20 protein-coding genes are annotated in these 20,777 nt (G+C 62.8%); 9 read left to right on the plus strand and 11 right to left on the minus strand.

Annotated elements, in window-relative coordinates; translation table 11 throughout:
- Window positions 1-27 precede the first annotated feature (27 nt).
- Window positions 28-1,164, minus strand: coding sequence for an HlyD family secretion protein (locus O1Y97_RS19520; RefSeq protein WP_318762081.1), 1,137 nt, complete (start codon window positions 1,162-1,164; stop codon window positions 28-30).
- On the minus strand, window positions 1,161-1,631 hold the full coding sequence (locus O1Y97_RS19525; protein ID WP_183262399.1) for a MarR family winged helix-turn-helix transcriptional regulator: 471 nt from the start codon (window positions 1,629-1,631) through the stop codon (window positions 1,161-1,163). Before O1Y97_RS19525 ends, O1Y97_RS19520 begins: the two co-directional genes overlap by 4 nt.
- 141 nt (window positions 1,632-1,772) lie before the next feature.
- Between O1Y97_RS19525 and O1Y97_RS19530 the strand changes: the two genes are divergently transcribed.
- From O1Y97_RS19530 to groL, 3 genes are all read left to right on the plus strand, one after another.
- Window positions 1,773-2,387, plus strand: coding sequence for a thioredoxin domain-containing protein (locus O1Y97_RS19530; RefSeq protein ID WP_318762082.1), 615 nt, complete (start codon window positions 1,773-1,775; stop codon window positions 2,385-2,387).
- Window positions 2,388-2,544: 157 nt separating this feature from the next.
- Complete coding sequence (gene groES / locus O1Y97_RS19535) at window positions 2,545-2,841, plus strand: co-chaperone GroES (protein WP_018427182.1); 297 nt, start codon at window positions 2,545-2,547, stop codon at window positions 2,839-2,841.
- A gap of 64 nt (window positions 2,842-2,905) precedes the next feature.
- On the plus strand, window positions 2,906-4,561 hold the full coding sequence (groL, locus tag O1Y97_RS19540) for a chaperonin GroEL (protein ID WP_108608640.1): 1,656 nt from the start codon (window positions 2,906-2,908) through the stop codon (window positions 4,559-4,561).
- A 263-nt stretch (window positions 4,562-4,824) separates the two neighbouring features.
- On the opposite strand, the gene O1Y97_RS19545 is transcribed toward groL, so the two are convergent.
- A complete protein-coding gene (locus O1Y97_RS19545) occupies window positions 4,825-6,273 on the minus strand; it encodes a patatin-like phospholipase family protein (RefSeq protein WP_318762083.1) in 1,449 nt (482 codons plus the stop codon).
- Between the two features lie 129 nt (window positions 6,274-6,402).
- Between O1Y97_RS19545 and O1Y97_RS19550 the strand changes: the two genes are divergently transcribed.
- The 4 genes from O1Y97_RS19550 (at window position 6,403) to O1Y97_RS19565 (ending at window position 9,246) form a co-directional block, all read left to right on the plus strand.
- Entirely contained in the window at window positions 6,403-6,582 is a 180-nt protein-coding gene (locus tag O1Y97_RS19550; RefSeq protein ID WP_183262114.1) for a CsbD family protein, read from the plus strand.
- Window positions 6,583-6,763: 181 nt separating this feature from the next.
- Entirely contained in the window at window positions 6,764-8,161 is a 1,398-nt protein-coding gene (gene fumC, locus O1Y97_RS19555) for a class II fumarate hydratase (RefSeq protein ID WP_055978863.1), read from the plus strand.
- Window positions 8,162-8,278: 117 nt separating this feature from the next.
- The gene (locus O1Y97_RS19560) at window positions 8,279-8,701 is read left to right on the plus strand and encodes a DoxX family protein (RefSeq protein ID WP_108608643.1); all 423 of its coding nucleotides are present in this window, start codon (window positions 8,279-8,281) and stop codon (window positions 8,699-8,701) included.
- Between the two features lie 131 nt (window positions 8,702-8,832).
- Window positions 8,833-9,246 (plus strand): DoxX family protein, encoded by a 414-nt coding sequence (locus O1Y97_RS19565; RefSeq protein ID WP_318762084.1) that lies wholly within the window; start codon window positions 8,833-8,835, stop codon window positions 9,244-9,246.
- Here O1Y97_RS19565 and ppx read toward each other — a convergent pair.
- Both ppx and O1Y97_RS19575 read right to left on the minus strand, forming a co-directional pair.
- Entirely contained in the window at window positions 9,239-10,774 is a 1,536-nt protein-coding gene (gene ppx / locus O1Y97_RS19570) for an exopolyphosphatase (RefSeq protein WP_183262117.1), read from the minus strand. The genes O1Y97_RS19565 and ppx overlap by 8 nt on opposite strands.
- Window positions 10,774-12,981, minus strand: coding sequence for an RNA degradosome polyphosphate kinase (locus O1Y97_RS19575; protein WP_318762085.1), 2,208 nt, complete (start codon window positions 12,979-12,981; stop codon window positions 10,774-10,776). The genes ppx and O1Y97_RS19575 overlap by 1 nt, the downstream gene beginning before the upstream one ends.
- A 206-nt stretch (window positions 12,982-13,187) precedes the next feature.
- Here O1Y97_RS19575 and O1Y97_RS19580 point away from each other — a divergent pair, with 206 nt between their 5' ends.
- Together O1Y97_RS19580 and O1Y97_RS19585 are read left to right on the plus strand one after the other, a co-directional pair.
- Window positions 13,188-13,436 (plus strand): zinc-finger domain-containing protein, encoded by a 249-nt coding sequence (locus O1Y97_RS19580; RefSeq protein WP_055978849.1) that lies wholly within the window; start codon window positions 13,188-13,190, stop codon window positions 13,434-13,436.
- Between the two features lie 16 nt (window positions 13,437-13,452).
- On the plus strand, window positions 13,453-14,676 hold the full coding sequence (locus O1Y97_RS19585; RefSeq protein ID WP_318762086.1) for an FAD-dependent monooxygenase: 1,224 nt from the start codon (window positions 13,453-13,455) through the stop codon (window positions 14,674-14,676).
- On the opposite strand, the gene O1Y97_RS19590 is transcribed toward O1Y97_RS19585, so the two are convergent.
- From O1Y97_RS19590 to O1Y97_RS19615, 6 genes are all read right to left on the minus strand, one after another.
- Window positions 14,631-15,308 carry a TIGR02117 family protein gene (locus tag O1Y97_RS19590; protein WP_318762087.1) on the minus strand — a complete coding sequence of 226 codons (678 nt, stop codon included), beginning with the start codon at window positions 15,306-15,308 and terminating at the stop codon, window positions 14,631-14,633. The two genes, O1Y97_RS19585 and O1Y97_RS19590, sit on opposite strands and share 46 nt — an antisense overlap.
- Window positions 15,309-15,424: 116 nt before the next feature.
- A complete protein-coding gene (locus O1Y97_RS19595; protein WP_055978835.1) occupies window positions 15,425-16,228 on the minus strand; it encodes an amino acid ABC transporter ATP-binding protein in 804 nt (267 codons plus the stop codon).
- Between the two features lie 23 nt (window positions 16,229-16,251).
- Window positions 16,252-17,406: an amino acid ABC transporter permease gene (locus O1Y97_RS19600; protein ID WP_108608650.1), complete on the minus strand. Its 1,155-nt coding sequence runs from the start codon at window positions 17,404-17,406 to the stop codon at window positions 16,252-16,254.
- A 9-nt stretch (window positions 17,407-17,415) separates the two neighbouring features.
- Complete coding sequence (locus tag O1Y97_RS19605) at window positions 17,416-18,606, minus strand: amino acid ABC transporter permease (RefSeq protein WP_108608651.1); 1,191 nt, start codon at window positions 18,604-18,606, stop codon at window positions 17,416-17,418.
- Window positions 18,607-18,669: 63 nt separating this feature from the next.
- Window positions 18,670-19,698 carry an amino acid ABC transporter substrate-binding protein gene (locus tag O1Y97_RS19610; protein ID WP_055979263.1) on the minus strand — a complete coding sequence of 343 codons (1,029 nt, stop codon included), beginning with the start codon at window positions 19,696-19,698 and terminating at the stop codon, window positions 18,670-18,672.
- Between the two features lie 257 nt (window positions 19,699-19,955).
- The gene (locus tag O1Y97_RS19615) at window positions 19,956-20,666 is read right to left on the minus strand and encodes a phosphatase PAP2 family protein (RefSeq protein ID WP_183262124.1); all 711 of its coding nucleotides are present in this window, start codon (window positions 20,664-20,666) and stop codon (window positions 19,956-19,958) included.
- Window positions 20,667-20,777 lie beyond the last annotated feature (111 nt).

The following is a 20,777-nucleotide window of genomic DNA, read 5'->3' on the forward strand; positions in this document are numbered from 1 at the left end:
GACTTTATGCGCACCCTTGGTGGGGTGTTATTCCGCTGCCACCGCGTGGCCGAAGATGCTGCCAAAGCCGCGCGAGACACCGGTGTCGATCGACACGGTTGCGCTCATGCCCGTGCGCATGGCCAGCCCGCCGTCGGCGGTATCGACCTTGACGCGCACCGGAATGCGCTGGGTCACCTTGACCCAGTTGCCGGTGGCGTTCTGTGCCGGCAGCAGCGAGAATTCCGCGCCGGTGCCCGCGCCGATCGCCTCGACCGTGCCGCGGAAGGTGCGGTCCGGATAGGTGTCGAGCACGATCTCGGCCTCCTGGCCGGGCTTCATGTGGGTCAGCTGCGTTTCCTTGAAATTGGCCTCTACCCAGGTGTCGCCGGTCTCGACCAGGCTGAACAGTGCGGTTCCGGCGCCGACATACTGGCCGATCTTGAAGGATGCTGCCTGCGAGACCACGCCATCCGCGGGAGCACGCACCGTCGTTTGGGCCAGATCGAAAGCTGCCTTGTCGCGTGCTGCCAGCGACGACAGCACCGTGGGATGCTGGTCGGCCTCGATGTCCGGGTTGCCGCCGAGCGCGGCCTTTGCGCTGACGATGCCCTGCACGGCAGCGCTGTGCTGTTCCTGGGCCTTGTCGAGGTCCATGCGGGCCTCGTCCAGGGACGACTTCGTGTTCACGCCCTTGGTGACGAGCCCGTTGCTGCGGTCGAACTGCGCCTGGGCGTAATCGAGACCGCTGGCCGCTACACGCTCCTGTGCCACGGCCTGGCTATAGCCGGCACGAAGCTGCTCGACATTGAGGCGAGCTGCGGCAAGGGCTGCGTCCGACTGCGCCAATGCAATCTTGTAGGGCTCGGGATCGACCTCGAACAGCACGTCGCCAGCTTTCACCGTCGTGTTGTCGGCGACGTCGACCTTGACGATGCGGCCCGCGGCTTCCGAGGCGATGTTCACCCTGGCCTGGCGCAGATTGGCGTTTTCGGTTTCCTGATAGCGGCCGCCGGTCACCCAGAAATAGCCGCCGCCGACAACCAGGGCCAACGGCAATGCAGCCATCAGCACCAGGCGACCACGCTTCTTGGGCGCCGGTTCGGGCGCTGCCGGCGGAAGCTGGCTTGCCGCCGCGAGTTCGACCTTTGCGCTGTCTTCGTTCACTTTCGCCACCGCGTTCATTTCGTCTTCTCTCTCAAACAATTCGCATCGGCGGGTTCGCCCGCGGAAAGGTTGTCGACTATGGTACGCAAGGCATGGACCGTGGCGAGGCGCTCTTCGTCGGAAAGTCCGCTCAGCGCTCGCTCGTAGACCTCACCCGCAACGGCCTTGACCTTGGAAAAGGCCTCAAGTGCCCTTTCGGTCGGGAAAATCATGCGCACACGCCTATCGGAGGCGCCTTGCCGGCGCTCGATCCAGCCGCCCGCCTCCATGCGGTCCAGCAGCCGCGACACGCTGATCGGCTCGATTTCGAGAAGTTCGGCAAGGCGCGCCTGCGCCACACCCTCATCCTTGACCAGCCTGACGAGCAGTCGCCATTGCGCTGCCGACAGCCCGAACTCACTGCCGCGCTGCTCGAAATTGCGCCGTATCAGGCGCGCCGCGTCATGGATGAGGAAACCCAGCCTTTCGGTACCGTCATTTTTCATGAGCGGCATATATTATAAGCATGCTTACCATTCAAGGGCTAAAGTTACGCCTGGCATAGGCGCCCGCGCGACGATTAGGCCCCTGTTAATCACGGCCGCACATCGTTTACGAAAAGGACCACACGCCACGGGACCGATTGCATGCAAAACCCGCCGCCGAACCGGCGCTATCTCCTGAAAGCCCTTGCCGGCATGGGCGTCCTGGCACCCTTGCCGCTCTGGGCCGCGCCTCTGCCGACGATGGAGGAAGTCGCCTTCGATCCCGACATCCCTGCGCTGGGCAATCCGGATGGCAACGTCACCGTCGTCGAGTATACGGACTACCAGTGCCCCTACTGCAAGCTGAGTTACATCGAACTGTCGAAAGTAATGGCCGAGGACGGCAACATTCGGCTCGTGCTCCGCGACTGGCCGATCTTCGGGCAGGTTTCCCGCAACGCAGCGCTCCTGACGCTGGCGTCGCACAGCCAGGGACGTTACGCCGAGGCCGTGAAGACGCTGATGACGGCCAACGAGCGCCTGACCTTTCGCAACACCGCCAATCTTCTCAGCAATGCCGGCATCGACGTCGAGTTGGCCCGGAACGAACTCGGCGCGCGACAGGATATCTTCGTCAGCCTGCTGACGCGAACCGAAGCGCAGGCCAAAGCCTTCCAGCTCAAGGGCACCCCTGGCTTCCTGATCGGCAAGTCGCTGTACAAGCGTGGCATGACGGCCGACGACTTCCGCAAGGCCATCGCCCAGGCACGCGCTTAATTCGCCGAAATCTAGCTGTCGTGAAGCTGTCGTTCCCTTGACAGTAAAAGGGCGACAGACTATCTCACCGTCACGTTAGCACTCGCCTGAAGTGAGTGCTAACCAAGTCCGGCCAGACCGGACCGAGGGTTCTCAACAGTCCACCGAGGAAGTTCAAATGGCAAAGTCGAAGTTCCGCCCGCTTCATGACCGCGTGGTCGTTCGCCGGGTCGAATCCGAATCCAAGACCGCCGGCGGGATCATCATCCCCGATACGGCCAAGGAAAAGCCGCAGGAAGGCGAAATCGTCGCCGTCGGCTCTGGCGCGCGCGATGAAGCCGGCAAGCTCGTTCCGCTGGACGTCAAGGCTGGCGACCGCGTGCTGTTCGGCAAGTGGTCGGGCACCGAAGTGAAGCTCAATGGCGAAGACCTTCTGATCATGAAGGAATCCGACATCATGGGCATCATCGGCTAATCGCCACCCATCCGCACCATCCAATCTGAAATTCGGGCCTCCAAGGCCCATCGAGGAGCTTAAAATGGCTGCCAAGGAAGTAAAATTCTCCCGCGACGCCCGCGAGCGCATGCTGCGCGGTGTCAACATCCTCGCCGACGCGGTCAAGGTGACCCTCGGCCCCAAGGGCCGCAACGTCGTCATCGACAAGTCGTTCGGCGCCCCGCGCATCACCAAGGACGGCGTCACCGTCGCCAAGGAAATCGAGCTTGAAGACAAGTTCGAGAACATGGGCGCGCAGATGGTCCGCGAAGTTGCTTCGAAGACCAACGACATTGCCGGCGACGGCACCACGACCGCGACCGTTCTGGCCCAGTCGATCGTTCAGGAAGGCCACAAGGCCGTTGCCGCCGGCATGAACCCGATGGACCTGAAGCGCGGCATCGACCTGGCCGTGGCTGAAGTCGTCACCCACCTCGTCAAGAGCTCGAAGAAGATCAAGACTTCGGAAGAAGTCGCGCAGGTCGGCACCATCTCGGCAAACGGCGAGAAGGAAATCGGCTCGATGATCGCGGAAGCGATGCAGAAGGTCGGCAACGAAGGCGTCATCACGGTTGAAGAAGCCAAGACCGCCGAGACCGAGCTTGAAGTCGTCGAAGGCATGCAGTTCGACCGCGGCTACCTCAGCCCCTACTTCGTCACCAACCCCGACAAGATGGTTGCTGACCTCGAAGACGCCTACATCCTCCTGCACGAGAAGAAGCTGTCGAACCTCCAGGCCATGCTGCCGGTCCTCGAGGCCGTCGTGCAGACCTCGAAGCCGCTGCTCATCATCTCGGAAGACGTCGAAGGCGAGGCTCTGGCCACGCTCGTCGTCAACAAGCTGCGTGGCGGCCTGAAGATCGCTGCCGTCAAGGCTCCGGGCTTCGGCGATCGCCGCAAGGCCATGCTGGAAGACATCGCCATCCTGACCGGTGGCCAGGTCATCTCCGAAGACCTCGGCATCAAGCTCGAGAACGTCGGCCTCAACATGCTCGGCCGCGCCAAGAAGGTGTCGATCTCCAAGGAGAACACCACCATCGTCGACGGCGCCGGCAAGAAGGCAGAGATCCAGGGCCGCGTCGCCCAGATCAAGCAGCAGATCGAAGAGACCACGTCGGACTACGACAAGGAGAAGCTGCAGGAACGTCTCGCCAAGCTGGCAGGCGGCGTTGCCGTCATCCGCGTCGGCGGTGCGACCGAGATCGAGGTCAAGGAGCGCAAGGACCGCGTCGACGACGCGCTGAACGCAACCCGCGCCGCTGTTGAAGAAGGCATCGTTCCTGGCGGTGGCGTGGCTCTGCTGCGCGCTTCGCTCGCCATCAAGGCGACCGGCGAGAACTCCGACCAGGCCGCCGGCATCAACATCGTCCGTCGCGCTCTGCAGGCTCCGGCCCGCCAGATCGCTTCGAACGCTGGTGCCGAGGCTTCGATCGTTGCCGGCAAGATCCTCGAGAACAAGACGGCTACCTTCGGCTACAACGCCCAGACCGGCGAATACGGCGACATGATCGCCTTCGGTATCGTCGATCCGGTCAAGGTCGTTCGTACCGCTCTGCAGGACGCAGCTTCGGTTGCCGGCCTGCTCGTCACCACCGAAGCCATGATCGCCGAAGCTCCGAAGAAGGACTCGGCTGGCGGCGGCATGCCTGGCGGCATGGGCGGCGGCGGCATGGGCGGCATGGGCGGCATGGATTTCTAATCCAGCCATCTGGCTCAAGCTTACGGAAAGGGCGCCTTCGGGCGCCCTTTTTCTTTGTTCTTTGCGTCAAAGATTCCAGAAGAAATTTACAATCAGGCGGAACCTTTTCCGGATGTCGACGTTTTGAACCTGTCCGAGGCACGTCCGGATGGAGCAATCCTGAAGGAAAACCAAAGGACAAATAGGACGCCTCCAGCACTTCAACAGGTGCGGGAGGCGTTCTCTTTTGTGCCTGTGAACGGCCAGCTTTGTGCCTGGAGCGATCAGCGCGCGCCGGATGCCATCGCCAGCGGTTCGCGAACACCCGCAGACATGCGTATCTCGGCAACAGCCCTTTGCAGCGGGCCATTGACCCGAAGCGCTTCGCGGCCGGCCGCGATCGTCAGGTCGACCTGATCGACCGGCAAGCTCAGCCGGGTCGGTACGCGGTTGAGCTTGGCCTGCTGCGACGTGTCGAGATCGCCGAACGAAAGGTGCTCGACCACCAACTGCACATCCCTGCAATTCCAGCCGGCCAGGGTGCCGCGGTGACGCCGCACCGCTTCGGCAGACAGGCCGCATCGATAACGGATGAGTTCGCCACGCCATTCGCCGACAGCGAATGTGAGCGCGTCGAGCTGGTCGCGCACCAAGGCCGCCATTGTCGTCTCGGTGACCGCTTCGAGCAGATTGCCAAGCCTTGGGCCCCTGATCGTGTCGCCCCAGTTGACCTCTGCAGCGCGGCCGGCGTCCGCCACGATGAACAGCAGCTTGCGCAGCTTGACCGCGGCAGCCGGCGAAAGCGGGCCGTAGGGCGTGCCGGCGGCTGAACGCTCGATGGTAAAGCCGGTGATGCCGAGATTGTCGGTCAGCCCGCCGTCGAGCAGCTTGACGTAATCCAGGCTGTCGGTCTCGTGGTAGGACCGGATGGCGCCGGCATAGGCCTTGAGCCTGACCGATGCATCGGGATCGGCGAGCGCCCGGCTCAGCCATTCCGGCTGGCGGTAGCCGCAGTCCGGCTTGAGGGCCGAAACAACGACCGGAGCGAAGACGACGGGTACGGCCGCCGAAGCCGCAACGGCGTCGGCAAGCCTGACCTTGTCCAGATCGCTGCACAGGGCTGCGAAGGTGTCATAGGTGAACAGGAAGGGCGTGCGGTTGTAGATGTCGGAGGCATTGATCCAGACGATCGGTCCATCCGGCCGCCTGAAATCCTCATAGGTCGCGCCGTTGAAGAGATTGTCGTCGAGCCATTTGGCAAAGCCGCTGCGGTCGTTGACCCCGCCATTGAGCGCGCGGATCAGGTTTACCGGCGACAGAGTCGATTTCCTGAGATCGGCTTCGGCATTCTGGATGAGGAACTTTTCGCGGAAGTCGCGATAGTCGTCCCTGCCCTTGTAGCCGAAATAGGATGCGGCGACCGCGCCGCCCGAGGCACCCGAAATCATGCGTATGTCGTCGGCGAGGCTGCGCCTGACCGGGGTCTCGTCGATGACCATGTCGTCGAGTTCGCGCAGCACGCCATAAGCGAAGGCCGCAGCGCGCGTGCCGCCGCCGGAGAACGCCAGCCCGACCACCGTCGAGCCGTCGTCGCCGGGATCGGGGATGAACTCCGGCGATGCAAGCCCGACCTGCGATGTGAGGACATTTATCGGGCCGACATCGTCCGCGACGCAGCCCGCGGACAACAGACCTGTAGCGATCGCAAGGCCACGACCAAATGCCAATCGCATGCAACTCCCCCTTGGCACTCGATTTCCGCCTGAACCTAACCGGATCGATATGCCCTCGCAACGGATCGGCGGCCGGAACCCTTGGCGGTTCCGGGCGTTGAAGGTCGCACCAGCCACAGGAGATGCGAAATGGTGAACAAGGACCAGGTCAAGGGCGTTGCCAAGCAGGTTGCCGGCTCCGTCAAGGAAGCAGCAGGCAAAGCCAGCGGCAACAAGGAAACCCAGGCCAAGGGCACCGCCGAGAAGATCGTCGGCAAGGTGCAGAAGGCCTATGGCGATACCAAAGAGAAGATCAAGAAGGCACTGTGAACCACGCTCACCGATAGGAAACGAGGCGGCTGGGCCGCCTTTTTTCATGCCCGGAGCGTGCAAGCTGAAATGACTTCCAACTTGAACCGATTAGCTTTCCCGACCGGACCATTCTCCGCTTGATGCCTTGGGTGCAACGCGATAGGCCGTTGCCCGCAACGACATTTTCGGAGACCTGATCGTGACAGCCCAGAAGACCAGAACCGAGACCGACACCTTCGGACCGATCGAGGTCGCTTCCGACCGCTATTGGGGCGCGCAGGCGCAGCGCTCTCTGGGCAATTTCAAGATCGGCTGGGAAAAGCAGCCGCTTTCCGTCGTACGCGCGCTGGGCATCGTCAAGCGCGCCTGCGCCGAAGCGAACATGGCGCTTGGCCGCCTCGACCCCAAGGTCGGCAATACCGTGGTGGCAGCCGCTCAGGAAGTCATCGACGGCAAGCTCAACGACCACTTCCCGCTCGTCGTCTGGCAGACCGGCTCGGGCACGCAGTCGAACATGAACGCCAACGAGGTGATCTCCAACCGCGCCATTGAAATGCTGGGCGGCGAGATGGGCTCGAAGAAGCCGGTCCATCCCAACGACCACGTCAACATGAGCCAATCGTCGAACGACACCTACCCGACGGCCATGCATATCGCCTGCGCCGAGCGCATCGTCCACGACCTCTTGCCGGCGCTGAAGCACCTGCATGCCGCCCTCGACAAGAAGGCACGCGAATTCGACCATATCATCAAGATCGGCCGCACCCACACCCAGGATGCAACGCCGCTGACGCTGGGCCAGGAATTCGGCGGCTATGCCGCGCAGGTCGCCTCGTCGATCAAGCGCATCGAACTGACACTGCCGGGCCTGCAGGAACTGGCCCAGGGCGGCACCGCGGTCGGCACAGGCCTCAACGCGCCGATCGGCTTTGCCGAGAAGGTGGCCGAGCAAATCGCGGCCATCACCGGCCTGCCTTTCGTCACAGCGCCGAACAAGTTCGAAGCGCTTGCCGCACACGACTCGATGGTCTTCTCGCACGGCGCCATCAACGCGGCCGCCGCCTCCCTGTTCAAGATCGCCAACGACATCCGCTTCCTCGGCTCGGGCCCGCGTTCGGGCCTCGGCGAGCTGGCGCTGCCCGAAAACGAACCCGGCTCGTCGATCATGCCGGGCAAGGTCAACCCGACCCAGTGCGAGGCGCTGACCCAGGTCTGCGTCCAGGTCTTCGGCAACAACGCAGCACTTACCTTTGCCGGCAGCCAGGGCCATTTCGAACTCAACGTCTACAACCCCGTCATGGCCTACAACTTCCTGCAATCGGTGCAGTTGATGGCGGACGCTGCGGTCTCGTTCACCGACAACTGCGTCGTCGGCATCGAGGCGCGCGAGGACAACATCAAGGCTGCCCTCGACCGTTCGCTGATGCTGGTCACCGCCCTGGCGCCGACCATCGGCTACGACAACGCCGCCAAGATCGCCAAGACCGCGCACAAGAACGGCACCACGCTGCGCGAGGAGGCCCTCGCCACCGGCCTGGTCAGCGCCGAGGACTACGACCGCATCGTCCGTCCTGAGGACATGACCCGGCCGGGTTGAGGTACCCAGCGCAAATTCATTCCATTAGTGAACGATCTGTCGACACATTCGCACCTTTAGTGAACAGTCGAAATCCGTTAGGTGTGGGGCATCGAAATTCAACGGAGCCCCACCCCAATGTCCAACGCTTCCATCGCTTCTGAAAAGGCCGTCAGCGGCAACGCCTCGGCCCTTATCCTGGCAGGCCGCGTCCTGCTTTCGGTCATCTTCATCCTCGCCGGCTTTGCCAAGCTGACCGCCATTTCCGGCACCGCCGGCTGGTTTGCCAGCATCGGCCTGCCCGCTCCGACCGTAACGACGGTCGTTGTCGGCCTGGTTGAACTGGTCGGTGGCATCGCCGTCCTGGTCGGCTTCCAGACCCGCATCGCCGCCATCCTGCTCGGCGTGTTCACGCTGGCCGCTACTGCTATCGCCCACACCGACTTTGCCGATCAGGTCCAGATGATGTTCCTGCAGAAGAACCTGGCGATTGCCGGCGGCCTGTTCGTGCTCGCCGCCTTCGGCGCCGGCGCCCTGTCGATCGACGGCCGTCGCAGCTAAGTTTTATAAATTCCTCCCAAGGAATGGCCCGGGCTTGTCCCGGGCTTTTTTGTGCCAACACCGCCGCGGCGAGATGTGATGACTTTGCAAGGATGCGGGCGCATTCTCGGCGAACCATCGAGGGTGCGCCAATGCTCGGGAACGCGTCGTTGCTGCTTGCGAGAATGCTGATTGCGGCACTGTTCGTACCGGCCGGCATCAGCACCTTGTCCAATGTCGCCGGCGCCGCCAGCTACTTTGCCGGACTTGGCTTTCCGCTGCCGACATTGGTCGCGTTGGGTGTCGGCCTGTTCGAGCTGATTGGCGGCGCGCTGGTCCTGGTCGGCTTCCAAACCCGCATCGCCGCGCCACTGCTTGCGGCGTTCGCATTGTCTGCGGGTTTCATCGGCCACTTCGGTCAGGGTGGCGACGACCCGGCTCTGCTTTTCATGCACCAGCAGGCGCTGATGAAGGACATCGCCACGGCAGGCGGCTTGCTGGCGCTATCAGTGGCAGGCGCCGGGGCGATCTCGCTCGATCGCATGCTCCGACGCCAGGCTATTTGACCGACGTACTTGGCCCGTCCTCGACCGCCAGCACCAGCTTGCGGCCGGTAACCTTGGCGAGTTGTGCCAGCCGGCCCGCAGGACGCTCGCCATAGAGCTGGCCAAATTCAGCGGGGATGACCAGCGCCAGCACGCCCCCGCCCCTGTCTTCCCAGCGCAGCTTGGGCATGACGCCGGGCATCGAGGCGGAGAGCAGATAAACCACGCGCATCATCGCGCCGAGGATGCGCGCCCGTTCGAGATAGCGTGGCGTCGCCAGCTCCTTCAGTTCGGGTGCGAAGCTGTCGTTGAAGACACCGTCATGGCGGAAAAGGTTGGCCAGGGCCAGAAATGCACGGCCGGGATGGTCGACGCCGATGAACGAGGCGTGCGCGATGATGTTGAGCGACTGCCGGCCGCGATATTCGGGATGGGCGCGCCAGCCGATGTCGGCAAGCAGGCAGGCGGCATGGCGATATCGCGCCTCCTCCTCGGTCTCATCGATGCCGAAGGCAGCGAATGCCTGCTTGGTCCACTCGGTCAATTCACGGGCATGGCGCACCGAACGTGCGCGCAGGACCGCCAGTTCCTCGGCCGCCGAGATCAGTGGATCGGATCGACGTACTTCCTCATCGAGCAGCGAAAACAGAAAGCCCTCGCGCACACCCAGTGCCGACACGACAATCTTCGACGGCTCCATCGCGGCGATGATTTCCTGAAGCACCACAGCACCATAAGGGAGCAACGTGCGGCGGTTTTTCGACACGCCCTCGATGCCCTTGAGCTTTTCGACGTCGCCGCGTGCCACCTGCTTGAGAAATGGGATCATGCTGGCAGGGTCGAGCTGGTAGTGATGCATGACCTCCAGCGGATAGTTGGTAACGCCCATGTGCAGCCGGGCGAGGTTTCGCCAGGTGCCGCCAACGGCATAGAAGGTCCTGCCTTGTCCGCCCTTGAGCAGTTTGGCACGCATCAGTTCGGTGCGGGCGATCTTGGCTGCCACGACGGGCGAACCCTTGGCCATGTCCTGGAGACGCAGTCCGCCCAGCGGAAGCGTGATGCCGTCGCCGATGTCCTCGCCTCTGACGTCGACCAGTTCGAGGCTGCCGCCGCCAAGATCGCCGGCGATGCCGTCGGCGGGGTGGAAGGCGGAGATCACGCCCAGCGCCGAGAAATGCGCTTCCTCGCGGCCAGTAAGCACCTGTATCTCGGTGCCGAGCACGCGTTCAGCACGCTCGATGAAATCAGGGCCGTTGATGGCCTCGCGGGCGGCAGCGGTCGCCAGCACATACATCTTCTCCGCGCCCGACTGCTCGGACAGCGCGCGAAAGCGCCGGAACTCTTCCATCGAGCGGGTCACGCCCTCCGGATCGAGCTTCCCAGTCGAGACGATGCCGCGGCCAAGGCCGGCAAGCATCTTCTCGTTGAACAGAAGGGTCGGCGAGCGCGCCAGGCCCTCATAGACGACGAGACGTATGGAGTTCGAGCCGATATCGATGATCGACAGCGGTCGGCGGTCCTTGAGCCGGCCCTGCGAAAGCTCGGCCATCAGTTGGCCGCCGCCTCCGCCTTCTTGCGACGTTTGAACTGGGCGATGCGTTTGGGTGCATGGGACTTCAGCGCGTCACCCCGTCCGGACAGGCTCGGATTGGTCATGAAATATTCCTGCGCGTTGAATGGCTCTTCGCCCTCGTCCAGCGTCACCCGGCGCGAGGTACCATCCGCCAATACTTCGAAACTTTGCTGGTTGTCCATGATGTTTCCCAGCATGACCTGGCCAAGCACCTGCTCGTGGACGGTCGAATGCGTGGCGATCGGGATCATGCATTCGACACGGCGATCAAGGTTGCGCGGCATCAGATCAGCCGAGCTGATATAGACCACGGCTTCGTCCGAAGGCAGGCCGTGGCCGTTGCCGAAGCAATAGATGCGGCTGTGCTCGAGGAAGCGGCCGACGATCGACCGGACGCGGATGTTCTCCGACAGTCCGGGCACCTGCGGCCTCAGGCAACAGATGCCGCGTACGACGAGGTCGATCTCGACGCCGCTGCGGCTCGCGTCATAAAGCGCGTCGATCACGTCAGGATCGACGAGCGAGTTCATCTTCATCCAGATCTGTGCCGGCCGGCCTGCGCGGGCATGTTCGACCTCGTCGGCGATGTGCTTGAGGATGCGGCTGCGCAGCGTATAGGGCGATAAGGCGATGCACATCTCGTCCGCCGGCTCGGCGTAGCCGGTGATGAAGTTGAAGATCTGCGCCACATCGCGCGCGATCGCCGAATCGGTGGTGAAGAACGACAGGTCGGTGTAGATGCGCGCGGTGATCGGGTGGTAGTTGCCGGTGCCGAGATGGACGTAGTTGCGCAGGCGGCCGTCCTCGCGCCGAACCACCAGCGACATCTTGGCGTGCGTCTTGAGCTCCAGGAAGCCGAACACGACCTGCACGCCGGCGCGTTCGAGATCGCGAGCCCAGCGGATGTTGGCCTCCTCGTCGAAGCGAGCCTTGAGCTCGACCAGTGCGGTCACCGACTTGCCGGCCTCGGCGGCGTCGACAAGGGCGCGCACGATCGGGCTGTCGTTGGACGTGCGGTAGAGCGTCTGCTTGATCGCCACGACCTCGGGATCGATCGCTGCCTGGCGCAAGAACTGCACCACCACGTCGAACGATTCGTAGGGGTGGTGGACGACGAAGTCCTTCTCGCGGATCGCAGCGAAACAGTCGCCGCGATGCTCGCGGATGCGCTCGGGAAAACGCGGATTGAAGGGGGGGAACTTCAAGTCGTCGCGCGGCACGGCGACGATCTCGGAAATCTGGCTGATGGCCAGCGGGCCGCTGAGGACGCTGATGCGGCTCGCCGAAACGCCCAGTTCGCCGGCAACGAAATCGCGCAGTTGGGATGGCATCTGGCTGTCGAACTCAATGCGGATGACCGAGCCGCGCCGACGCCGCTTCAATGCGGTCTCGAACAGCCGCACAAGATCCTCGGATTCTTCCTCGACCTCGATATCGCTGTCCCGAATGATCTGGAACGTGCCCGATCCCTTAACCTCGTAGCCGGGGAAAAGCTTACCGATGAACAGGTTCACCGTCTCCTCGATCGGGATGAAACGCACCGAGCGCTTGCGGTCCGGCAGCCTGATGTAGCGCTTCAGCGCCACCGGCAGGCGCAGCAGCGCCGTCATCTCCTCGCCGCTCTTGCGATGACGCAACTGCAGCGCGATCGAGAAGCCGAGATTGGGAATGAACGGGAACGGATGTGCCGGATCGATCGACAGCGGCGTCAGTACCGGGAAGATCTGCTCCATGAAGTGGTCCTCGAGCCACTTCCTTTCGTCCTTGCCGAGATCGGCCGCCGCTATGCTCTCGATACCCTCGAGCTTGAGCAGTTCCATCAGGCTCGACAGGCTCTTCTGCTGGTCTTCCTGAAGCCGTTCGACCTCGAGCAGCAGCTGATTGAGCTGCTGCTCGGGGGTGCGCCCATCGGCACTGCGGACGGTGATGCCTTCGCGTACCTGGCCGGCAAGACCGGCGACGCGGACCATGAAGAACTCGTCGAGATTGCCGGCCGAGATCGACAGGAAGCGGACGCGCTCCAGCAACGGATGGTTCGGGTTCTGCGATTGTTCGAGCACGCGCCGGTTGAACTGCAACCAGGAGAACTCCCGATTGACGAAGCGGTCGGGGTTACCGTCGATTGCGCCGGTCGGCGACTTGTCGTTGACGAAATCGGTATGGACCGGCTTCAACTGATTCATATGCAAACCTTCCCCACTGCCGCGTCCCGCCGCTTATCCGGCTCAACTTATCCTCTGACAGGCAATTGCGACAGTTTCATTTCAGCATCTTGCAAACCCGCCGCTTATGATACAAACGCTGTCGAATAACGGCGTCGCGCGCCCTGTGGACGCGCCAAAGACGCCATGGCATTCATGCGCGCAGTTCCTCAGAAGGGAAAAACACCATGGCCGGCGGCTCCATCCCCCACTTCCAGAACGATGCTGGACATGCCGTGATCGAAATCGGCGTGAAGGAATTCATGTGCGTGGGCGCCAACCCGCCCTTCGACCATCCGCATGTGTTCCTCGACATGGGCGCCGATGCCGAAAAGGTCTGCCCCTATTGCTCGACGCTCTATCGCTACTCGTCCAAGCTGAAGGCCACCGAGACGCTGCCGCAAGGCTGCCTCTACGTGGTCGACCGCGCAGCCTGACCCGCAAGCCGCGGTCATGCAATCGCGGCAGATAGTGGTTGCCGGAGCTGGCATTGCCGGGCTCACTGCAGCAATCGCCTTTGCAAGACACGGCTTTAGCGTTCGCGTTTTCGAACGCTCGCCGGCGCTTGAGGAAGTCGGCGCGGGGCTCCAGCTCTCTCCCAACGCAACCCGCATCCTCGACCGTCTTGGCGTGCTCGACCTGGTTAGCCCGTCGACCGTACGACCGGAGGCGGTGGTATTGCGCGATGCTGCAACCCTGAGCGAACGGGCGCGTGTGCCGCTGGGTGCTGCCGCAGAGCGCCGCTGGAAAGCCCCTTATCTGGTCGCCCACCGCGCCGACCTGCAGAGCGCGCTGCTCGCACGAGCGTCGGAAAGCCCATTGATCGAGATCGTGACGGACGCCACCGTCAGCGGGGTCGAGGCACAGGCAAGCGGCAACAGGATAACACTCACGCAAGCGGGCATCGTCTCCCACGAGCAGGCCGCGCTGCTGGTTGCAGCGGATGGCGTCTGGTCGTCGAGCCGGCGCCTTGTCGGCCCCAACGAAAAGAGCCGCTTCACCGGCGAACTGGCCTGGCGCACGACGCTTTCCGCCGATGGCGACGTCGGCCGGCATTTTGCATCCCTAAGCTCCCCGGCCATGGTGACGACCTATCTTCACGCAGGTTTCCACCTCGTCGCCTACCCGATCCGTGCGGGGGCGGCGATCAACCTCGCCGCATTCACCCCGGGCAACTCGATAGCCGAGCAATGGTCGGGCGAGACCGATGCCAACGCGTTGAAACGCGCCATGCGCGGTACGGCTCCTGCTCTGTCCAGGCTGATCGACGAAGCCGGGCCATGGACGGTCTGGCCCTTGCACGCCGTCGACCCGACCCGGCCCTGGACCGCGCCAAGCGGCATCGCCCTTATCGGCGACGCCGCACACGCGATGACGCCCTTCGCCGCCCAGGGCGCGGCTATGGCGATCGAGGATGCGTTCACCCTGGCCGACGCCATTGCCTCTGGACCCAACACTGCCAACGCATTGTCGCAGTGGGAGATGCTGCGGAAGCCGCGCGTGCGGAAAGTGGCGCGGCGCGGCGCGCTCAACCGCCTTGCCTGGCATGCCGCCGGGCCGGTGGCGATGGCACGCAACCTGTTCCTGAAGCTCAAGTCGCCGGACAGCCTCGCAGCCGACATGGATTGGCTTTACGGCTGGACCCCGCCCGGCTGGAAAGACGACGGCCGGTTGTAGAGGCCAAGAGACCAGTTGAGCGTCGCAGGCAGCGGGTTCCACCAGCCGGTCGTCAGTCCGGCCTGGCGCAAGGCGGCGGCTGTCCAGGTGTTGCAACCGGCAAGCGCGTTGAACTTGCCGTTGGCGTCGAAGAAGCCGTCATAGGCACCGTACGCAACCCCGGGAATGCGTTGAACGCCCGCACTGCCCCGCTCGAAGCTGCTGTCGATGAAGTCGAGCAGGGAGGCAAAACCTGCCTCGCTGATGTCGAACCGGCTGACCGTGGGTTGCGGCAGCGCTATTTCGCCGGCCAGGTCGACATGCATCACCGAGTTGTCGAGCGTCAGCGCCGCAAGCACAGGCGCGGGCTTCAACTCCGACCATGTCGGCGTGCCGATATAGAAGGCCTTGCTGCCCCAGCCGAACACCAGATAGCGCGCCGTCGGCAGGTCGGCCTGAATGCCGGCATCCAGCAGGAAGTCGAATTTTTCCAGCACGCCATCATCGATCGGCACAGCGATGTCAGTGTGGATCGGGTTGGTGAAAACGAGAATGTGGCGCGACGTTGCATCGCCTGCCGCAGCGCCGCCGAACAGCGGCCTCGGCACCAGGGTACCGAGCGCCACACCGGCGGCAACCAGCAGGGCAAGCATGCCTAGAAGACGTATTGCTCTTCGCAACGACTCTACATCCCTGCTACTCTTTGCCGGTTCCAACAAAAAAGCCCGGCCGAAATACGACCGGGCTTCGCGGAATTTTCCAGCCGAGCCTAGTGCAGGATCTGGCTGAGGAAGAGCTTGGTGCGCTCGTGGCGCGGATTGTCGAAGAACTCGCCCGGCGTGTTCTCCTCGACGATCTGGCCCTGGTCCATGAAGATCACCCGGTTGGCGACCTTGCGGGCAAAACCCATCTCGTGGGTCACGCACAGCATGGTCATGCCCTCTTCGGCGAGGCCGACCATCGTCTCCAGCACTTCCTTGATCATTTCCGGATCGAGCGCCGAGGTCGGCTCGTCGAACAGCATGATGCGCGGGTTCATGCACAGCGACCGCGCAATCGCCACGCGCTGCTGCTGGCCGCCGGACAGCTGGCCCGGATACTTGTTGGCCTGCTCGGGGATCTTGACCCGGCGCAGGAAGTGCATCGCCTGCTCCTCGGCCTGCTTCTTCGGCGTCTTGCGCACCCAGATCGGCGCCAGCGTGCAGTTCTCGAGGATGGTCAGGTGCGGGAACAGGTTGAAGTGCTGGAACACCATGCCGACTTCGCGGCGGACCTCGTCGATCTTCTTGAGATCGTTGGTCAGTTCCTTGCCGTCGACAATGATCTTGCCCTTCTGGTGCTCCTCCAGCCGGTTGATGCAGCGGATCATGGTCGACTTGCCCGAGCCGGACGGACCGCAGATGACGATGCGCTCGCCGCGCATGACCCTGAGATTGATGTCCTTCAGCACGTTGAACTCGCCATACCATTTGTGCATGCCGACGATGTCGATGGCGACATCGGTGTCCGAGATATGCATCTTCGCCCGATCAACCTTGATCTCGTCGGCGCTGACTGCGTTTTCGATGGCCATGGGCCGTTCCCTTTTGTTGTTCGTTATCGCTTATGCCCGGTGTCGAGCCGGCGCTCCATGAAAATAGAATAGCGCGACATGCCGAAGCAGAATATCCAAAAGACGAGGGCTGCGAAGACAAGCCCCGAAGCCGGAGTCTGCGGCGAAGCCCAGGCCGCATCGGAGAAGTTCTGGCGCACGACGCCGAGCAGGTCGAACATCGAGATGATGTAGACCAGACTGGTGTCCTTGAACATGCCGATGAAGGTGTTGACGATGCCGGGAATGACCAGCTTCAACGCCTGCGGCAGCACGATCAGGCCCATCTTCTGCCAGTAGCTGAGACCAAGCGAGTCGGCGCCTTCATATTGCCCCTTGGGTATGGCCTGCAGGCCGCCGCGCACGACTTCGGCCATGTAGGCCGAAGCGAACAGCGACACGCCGATCAGCGCGCGCAGGAACTTGTCGAACGAGACGCCCGCCGGCAGGAACAGCGGCAGCATGACGCTTGCCATGAACAGCACCGTGATCAGCGGTACGCCACGCACCGTCTCGATGAAGATGACGCAGAGCATCTTCACAACCGGCATCTTGGAGCGCCGACCGAGCGCAAGCAGGATGCCGAAAGGCAGTGAGACCACGATGCCGACAAAAGACAGCGTAAGCGTCACCAGCAGACCGCCCCAGAGCGGGGTCTCGACATGCGGCAAGCCAAACACGCCACCGATCAGCAGGAAGTAGGAAACGACCGGAAGCACCAGGAAGAACAGGACAGAATTGAGCCCCTTGCGCGGGATGCGTGGAACCAGCAGCGGCACCAGCAGCGCCACGAACATGATCGCCACCAGGATGACGCGCCAGCGCTCGTCCAGGGGATAACGGCCAAACATGAACTGGCCGAACTTTGCCTTGACAAACGCCCAGCAGGCGCCCGACCAGCCGTCGGGCTGGATGCCGCCCTGCGCCACGGTGGCGCAGAACGTTCGATCGGTGCCGGTCCACTGGGCATTTACGATGGCCCAGTTGAACAGCGGCGGGACGATCATCGCCACGATGAAAAACCCCACGATCGACAACACCGAATCAAACGGGTTGGCGAACAGGTTCTTGCGCATCCAGGCCAGCGGCCCACGCTCGCGAAGCGGCGCCGGCTGCGGAAGCGCCATTTCGGTGCGGACGTATCCGATATCTTGCGACATGCCCGCCTCCTACCTTTCCACCAGCGCCATCTTGGCGTTGAACCAGTTCATGAAGGCTGACGTGATCAGGCTGAGACCGAGATAGACGACCATCCAGATGACGACGATCTCGATAGCCTGGCCCGTCTGGTTGAGCACCGTGCCGCCGACCGCAACCAGGTCCGGATAGCCGATGGCGATCGCCAGAGACGAGTTCTTGGTCAGGTTGAGGAACTGGCTGGTCAGCGGCGGAATGACGATGCGCAGCGCCTGCGGCACCACCACCAGCCTGAGCGCCTGCGCGGACCTGAGGCCAAGTGCGGCGGACGCCTCGCTCTGTCCGCTGCTGACGCCCCGGATGCCCGCGCGGACGATCTCGGCGATGAAGGCTGCGGTATAAAACGACAAGGCAAGGTACAGCGACAGGAATTCCGGTTTGATTTGCAGGCCGCCGGTCAGGTTGAACGTCGACTTCTGCGGAAAGTCGAAGCTGAGCGGAAAGCCAGTCGCGACCAAGGCCAGGAACGGCAGGCCGACGATCAGCGCCAGCGACGTCCAAAACACGGGAAATGTCGCGCCCGTGGCCATTTGCCTTTGCTTGGCCCGCCGGGCGACGAACCAGGACATGGCAACGCCGAGCAGCAGCGCCACAGGGACCAGCATCGACCCGTCGCCCCAGACCAGCTTCGGAAAATAGAAGCCACGGCTATTGAGGAAGGAGCCGAAGGGCAGTTCGATGCTCTCCTTCGGCAGCGGCAGCACCGAAAGCACGCCGAAATACCAGAAGAAGATGACGAGCAGCGGCGGAATGTTGCGGAACAGCTCGACATAGACCGTGCAGATCTTGCGGATCAGCCAGTTGTGCGACAGCCGGCCGATGCCGATCAGGAAGCCCAGAATCGAAGCGGTGACGATGCCGGCGGCAGCCACAACCAAGGTGTTGATGAAGCCGACAAGCAAAGCGCGCCTGTAGGTCGAATCCGAATCGAAGGCGATCAGCGTATCGCTGACGTCGAATCCGGCGCGGCCGTTGAGAAAGGCGAAACCCGAAGCAATATTGGCGCGCTTCAGGTTTTCGACGGTATTTCCAATGATCCAGTAGACGAACGCCACAAGCGCAACGATCACGAGGACCTGGAAGAAGATGCCGCGCACCTTCGGATCGTAGAAAAGCGACGCGCGGCCGCCCCCTACGTCTTGGGGTATGTCCTGCGTAGCCATCGGAAGTCCCTCTGAAAGAGTAACCGGAAGGCAGAAGATCTGCCTTCCGGACGAGACTTCGGATCAGCGGATGGGCGGCGCGTACTGCAGTCCACCCTTGGTCCAGAGCGCATTGATGCCGCGGGCGATCTTCAGCGGGCTGCCCTGGCCGACATTGCGTTCAAAGACTTCGCCGTAGTTACCCACGGCCTTTACGATGTTGACGACCCAGTCGTTGCCGAGGCCGAGATCGGTACCGATCTTGGTGTCCGCTTCAGTTCCGAGGACGCGCTTGATCTCGGGATTGCCCGATGCCTTCATCTCCTCGACATTGGCCTGGGTGATGCCCAGTTCCTCGGCGGTCAGCAGACCGAAATAGACCCACTTGACGATGTGGTACCACTTGTCGTCGCCCTGGCGCACGGCAGGTCCGAGCGGCTCCTTGGAGATGATCTCAGGCAGCACGACGTGATCGTCGGGCGAGCTGAGCTTCAGGCGGATACCATAGAGACCCGACTGGTCAGTGGTGTAGACGTCGCAACGGCCGGCGTCATAGGCAGCGTCGACTTCTTCCAGCTTCTCGAAGACGACCGGGCTGTACTCCATCTTGTTCGCCTTGAAGTAGTCGGCGAGGTTGAGTTCGGTCGTCGTGCCGGTCTGCACGCAGACGGCGGCGCCCGACAGCTGGAGAGCGGAATTCACGCCCGGCAGCTTCTTGGCGTTGATCATGAAGCCCTGGCCGTCATAATAGGTGACGCCGACGAAGTTCAGGCCAAGTGCCGTATCGCGATTGATGGTCCAGGTGGTGTTACGCGACAGCATGTCGATTTCGCCCGACTGAAGTGCCGTGAAGCGCTCCTTGGCCGAAAGCGGCGTGAACTTGACCTTGGTGCCGTCGCCAAAGATCGCAGCAGCCACGGCGCGGCAGAAATCGACGTCCAGACCCTGCCAGTCACCCTTGTCGTTCGGCGCCGAAAAACCGGCCAGGCCGGTGCTGACGCCGCATTGCAGAAACCCCTTAGCCTTGACGTCCTCGAGCGTGCCGGCCGAAGCGGCAGTCGCCATAAGGCCGAGCGCAGCAGCCCCGAGAATGCCTGAAATGATGTATTTCATGACCCACGAACCCTTTTCTGTTTTTTCCAGGCTGTTGCCTGTCTTTTTAATGTGTGAACTCAGCATCCCCTATCCGGCCCATATCCGGATTGCGCACCTTGCCGGTGCGCTTTGCTGCAGTCCGGTTCACAAATGCCATCGAAGGCGATAATTCTTGTTAGGTCAAGCAATAAAGGCCTGCCGCCGCCGGCTCCGCCTTTAGTATTAGTCCGGCCTTGTCGCGCAGCTTCAAAGCGCATTGAACAGTTGTTCAACGCTCAGGCGGCTGGCAGCCTTTTCTGCCGCATCCCGGTTGCTGCCGGCAGCATCTTTCCGGGCCTCGGCCGGAACCCGACACGGCGGGCAGCAAGAAAGCGCGCCATGACGACGGTCAGGACGAAGCCGAACAGGAAGCCCGCCACGACATCCGAGGGATAGTGGGCCGCGGCCGGCACGCGGAAGGCGGACAGCATCAGGCAGACGAGGCCGATCGGCAGCCATTGGCGCGGAAACCAGATCATCAGGACGGCGGCAACGGTGCCGAGCGTCGTCGAATGTCCGGAGGGAAAGCTCGAGAAATACTTGCTCACCACGAACGGGTCGAAATGGTAGGCACCGAGTTCGCCGAACATCGAGGGGCGCGCCCGCCCGATGACGATCTTCACCAGATTGACGGCGATGCCGGTGATGGCAATCGAGCCGAACAGGAACGCCGCCTGGCCGAACCACGAAACGAGTCTAGCCCTGACGCGATAGCCTGAGTTTCTCCAGTCTGCGGTTGCCGTCACCAGATAAACCAGCAGTGCCGGGACCAGGTACCACTCCGACTTGCCGGCCTGGCTCGCCTGTGCAAGCCAGCGTGTGAGCTGGTTGCGGTTGGACAGTATAAAGTCCATGACCCGCGCGTCGACCACGAACAGCAAGAGGGCAGCCACCGCACCGACTGACACCAGCCATGTCAGTTCGCGCGTCCATACCGGCTCGTTCAAGCCGACGGGATCCCGCCAGATCCGGCGCCAGGAAACCGACACCGTTTCAGCGAGGCGCCCGAAATGGCCAGCCGGCCAGATCTGGCCCAGCCGAACGGCGGGCCGCGGCGG

It is taken from the genome of Aminobacter niigataensis (assembly GCF_946995915.1).
GTDB lineage: Bacteria > Pseudomonadota > Alphaproteobacteria > Rhizobiales > Rhizobiaceae > Aminobacter > Aminobacter niigataensis.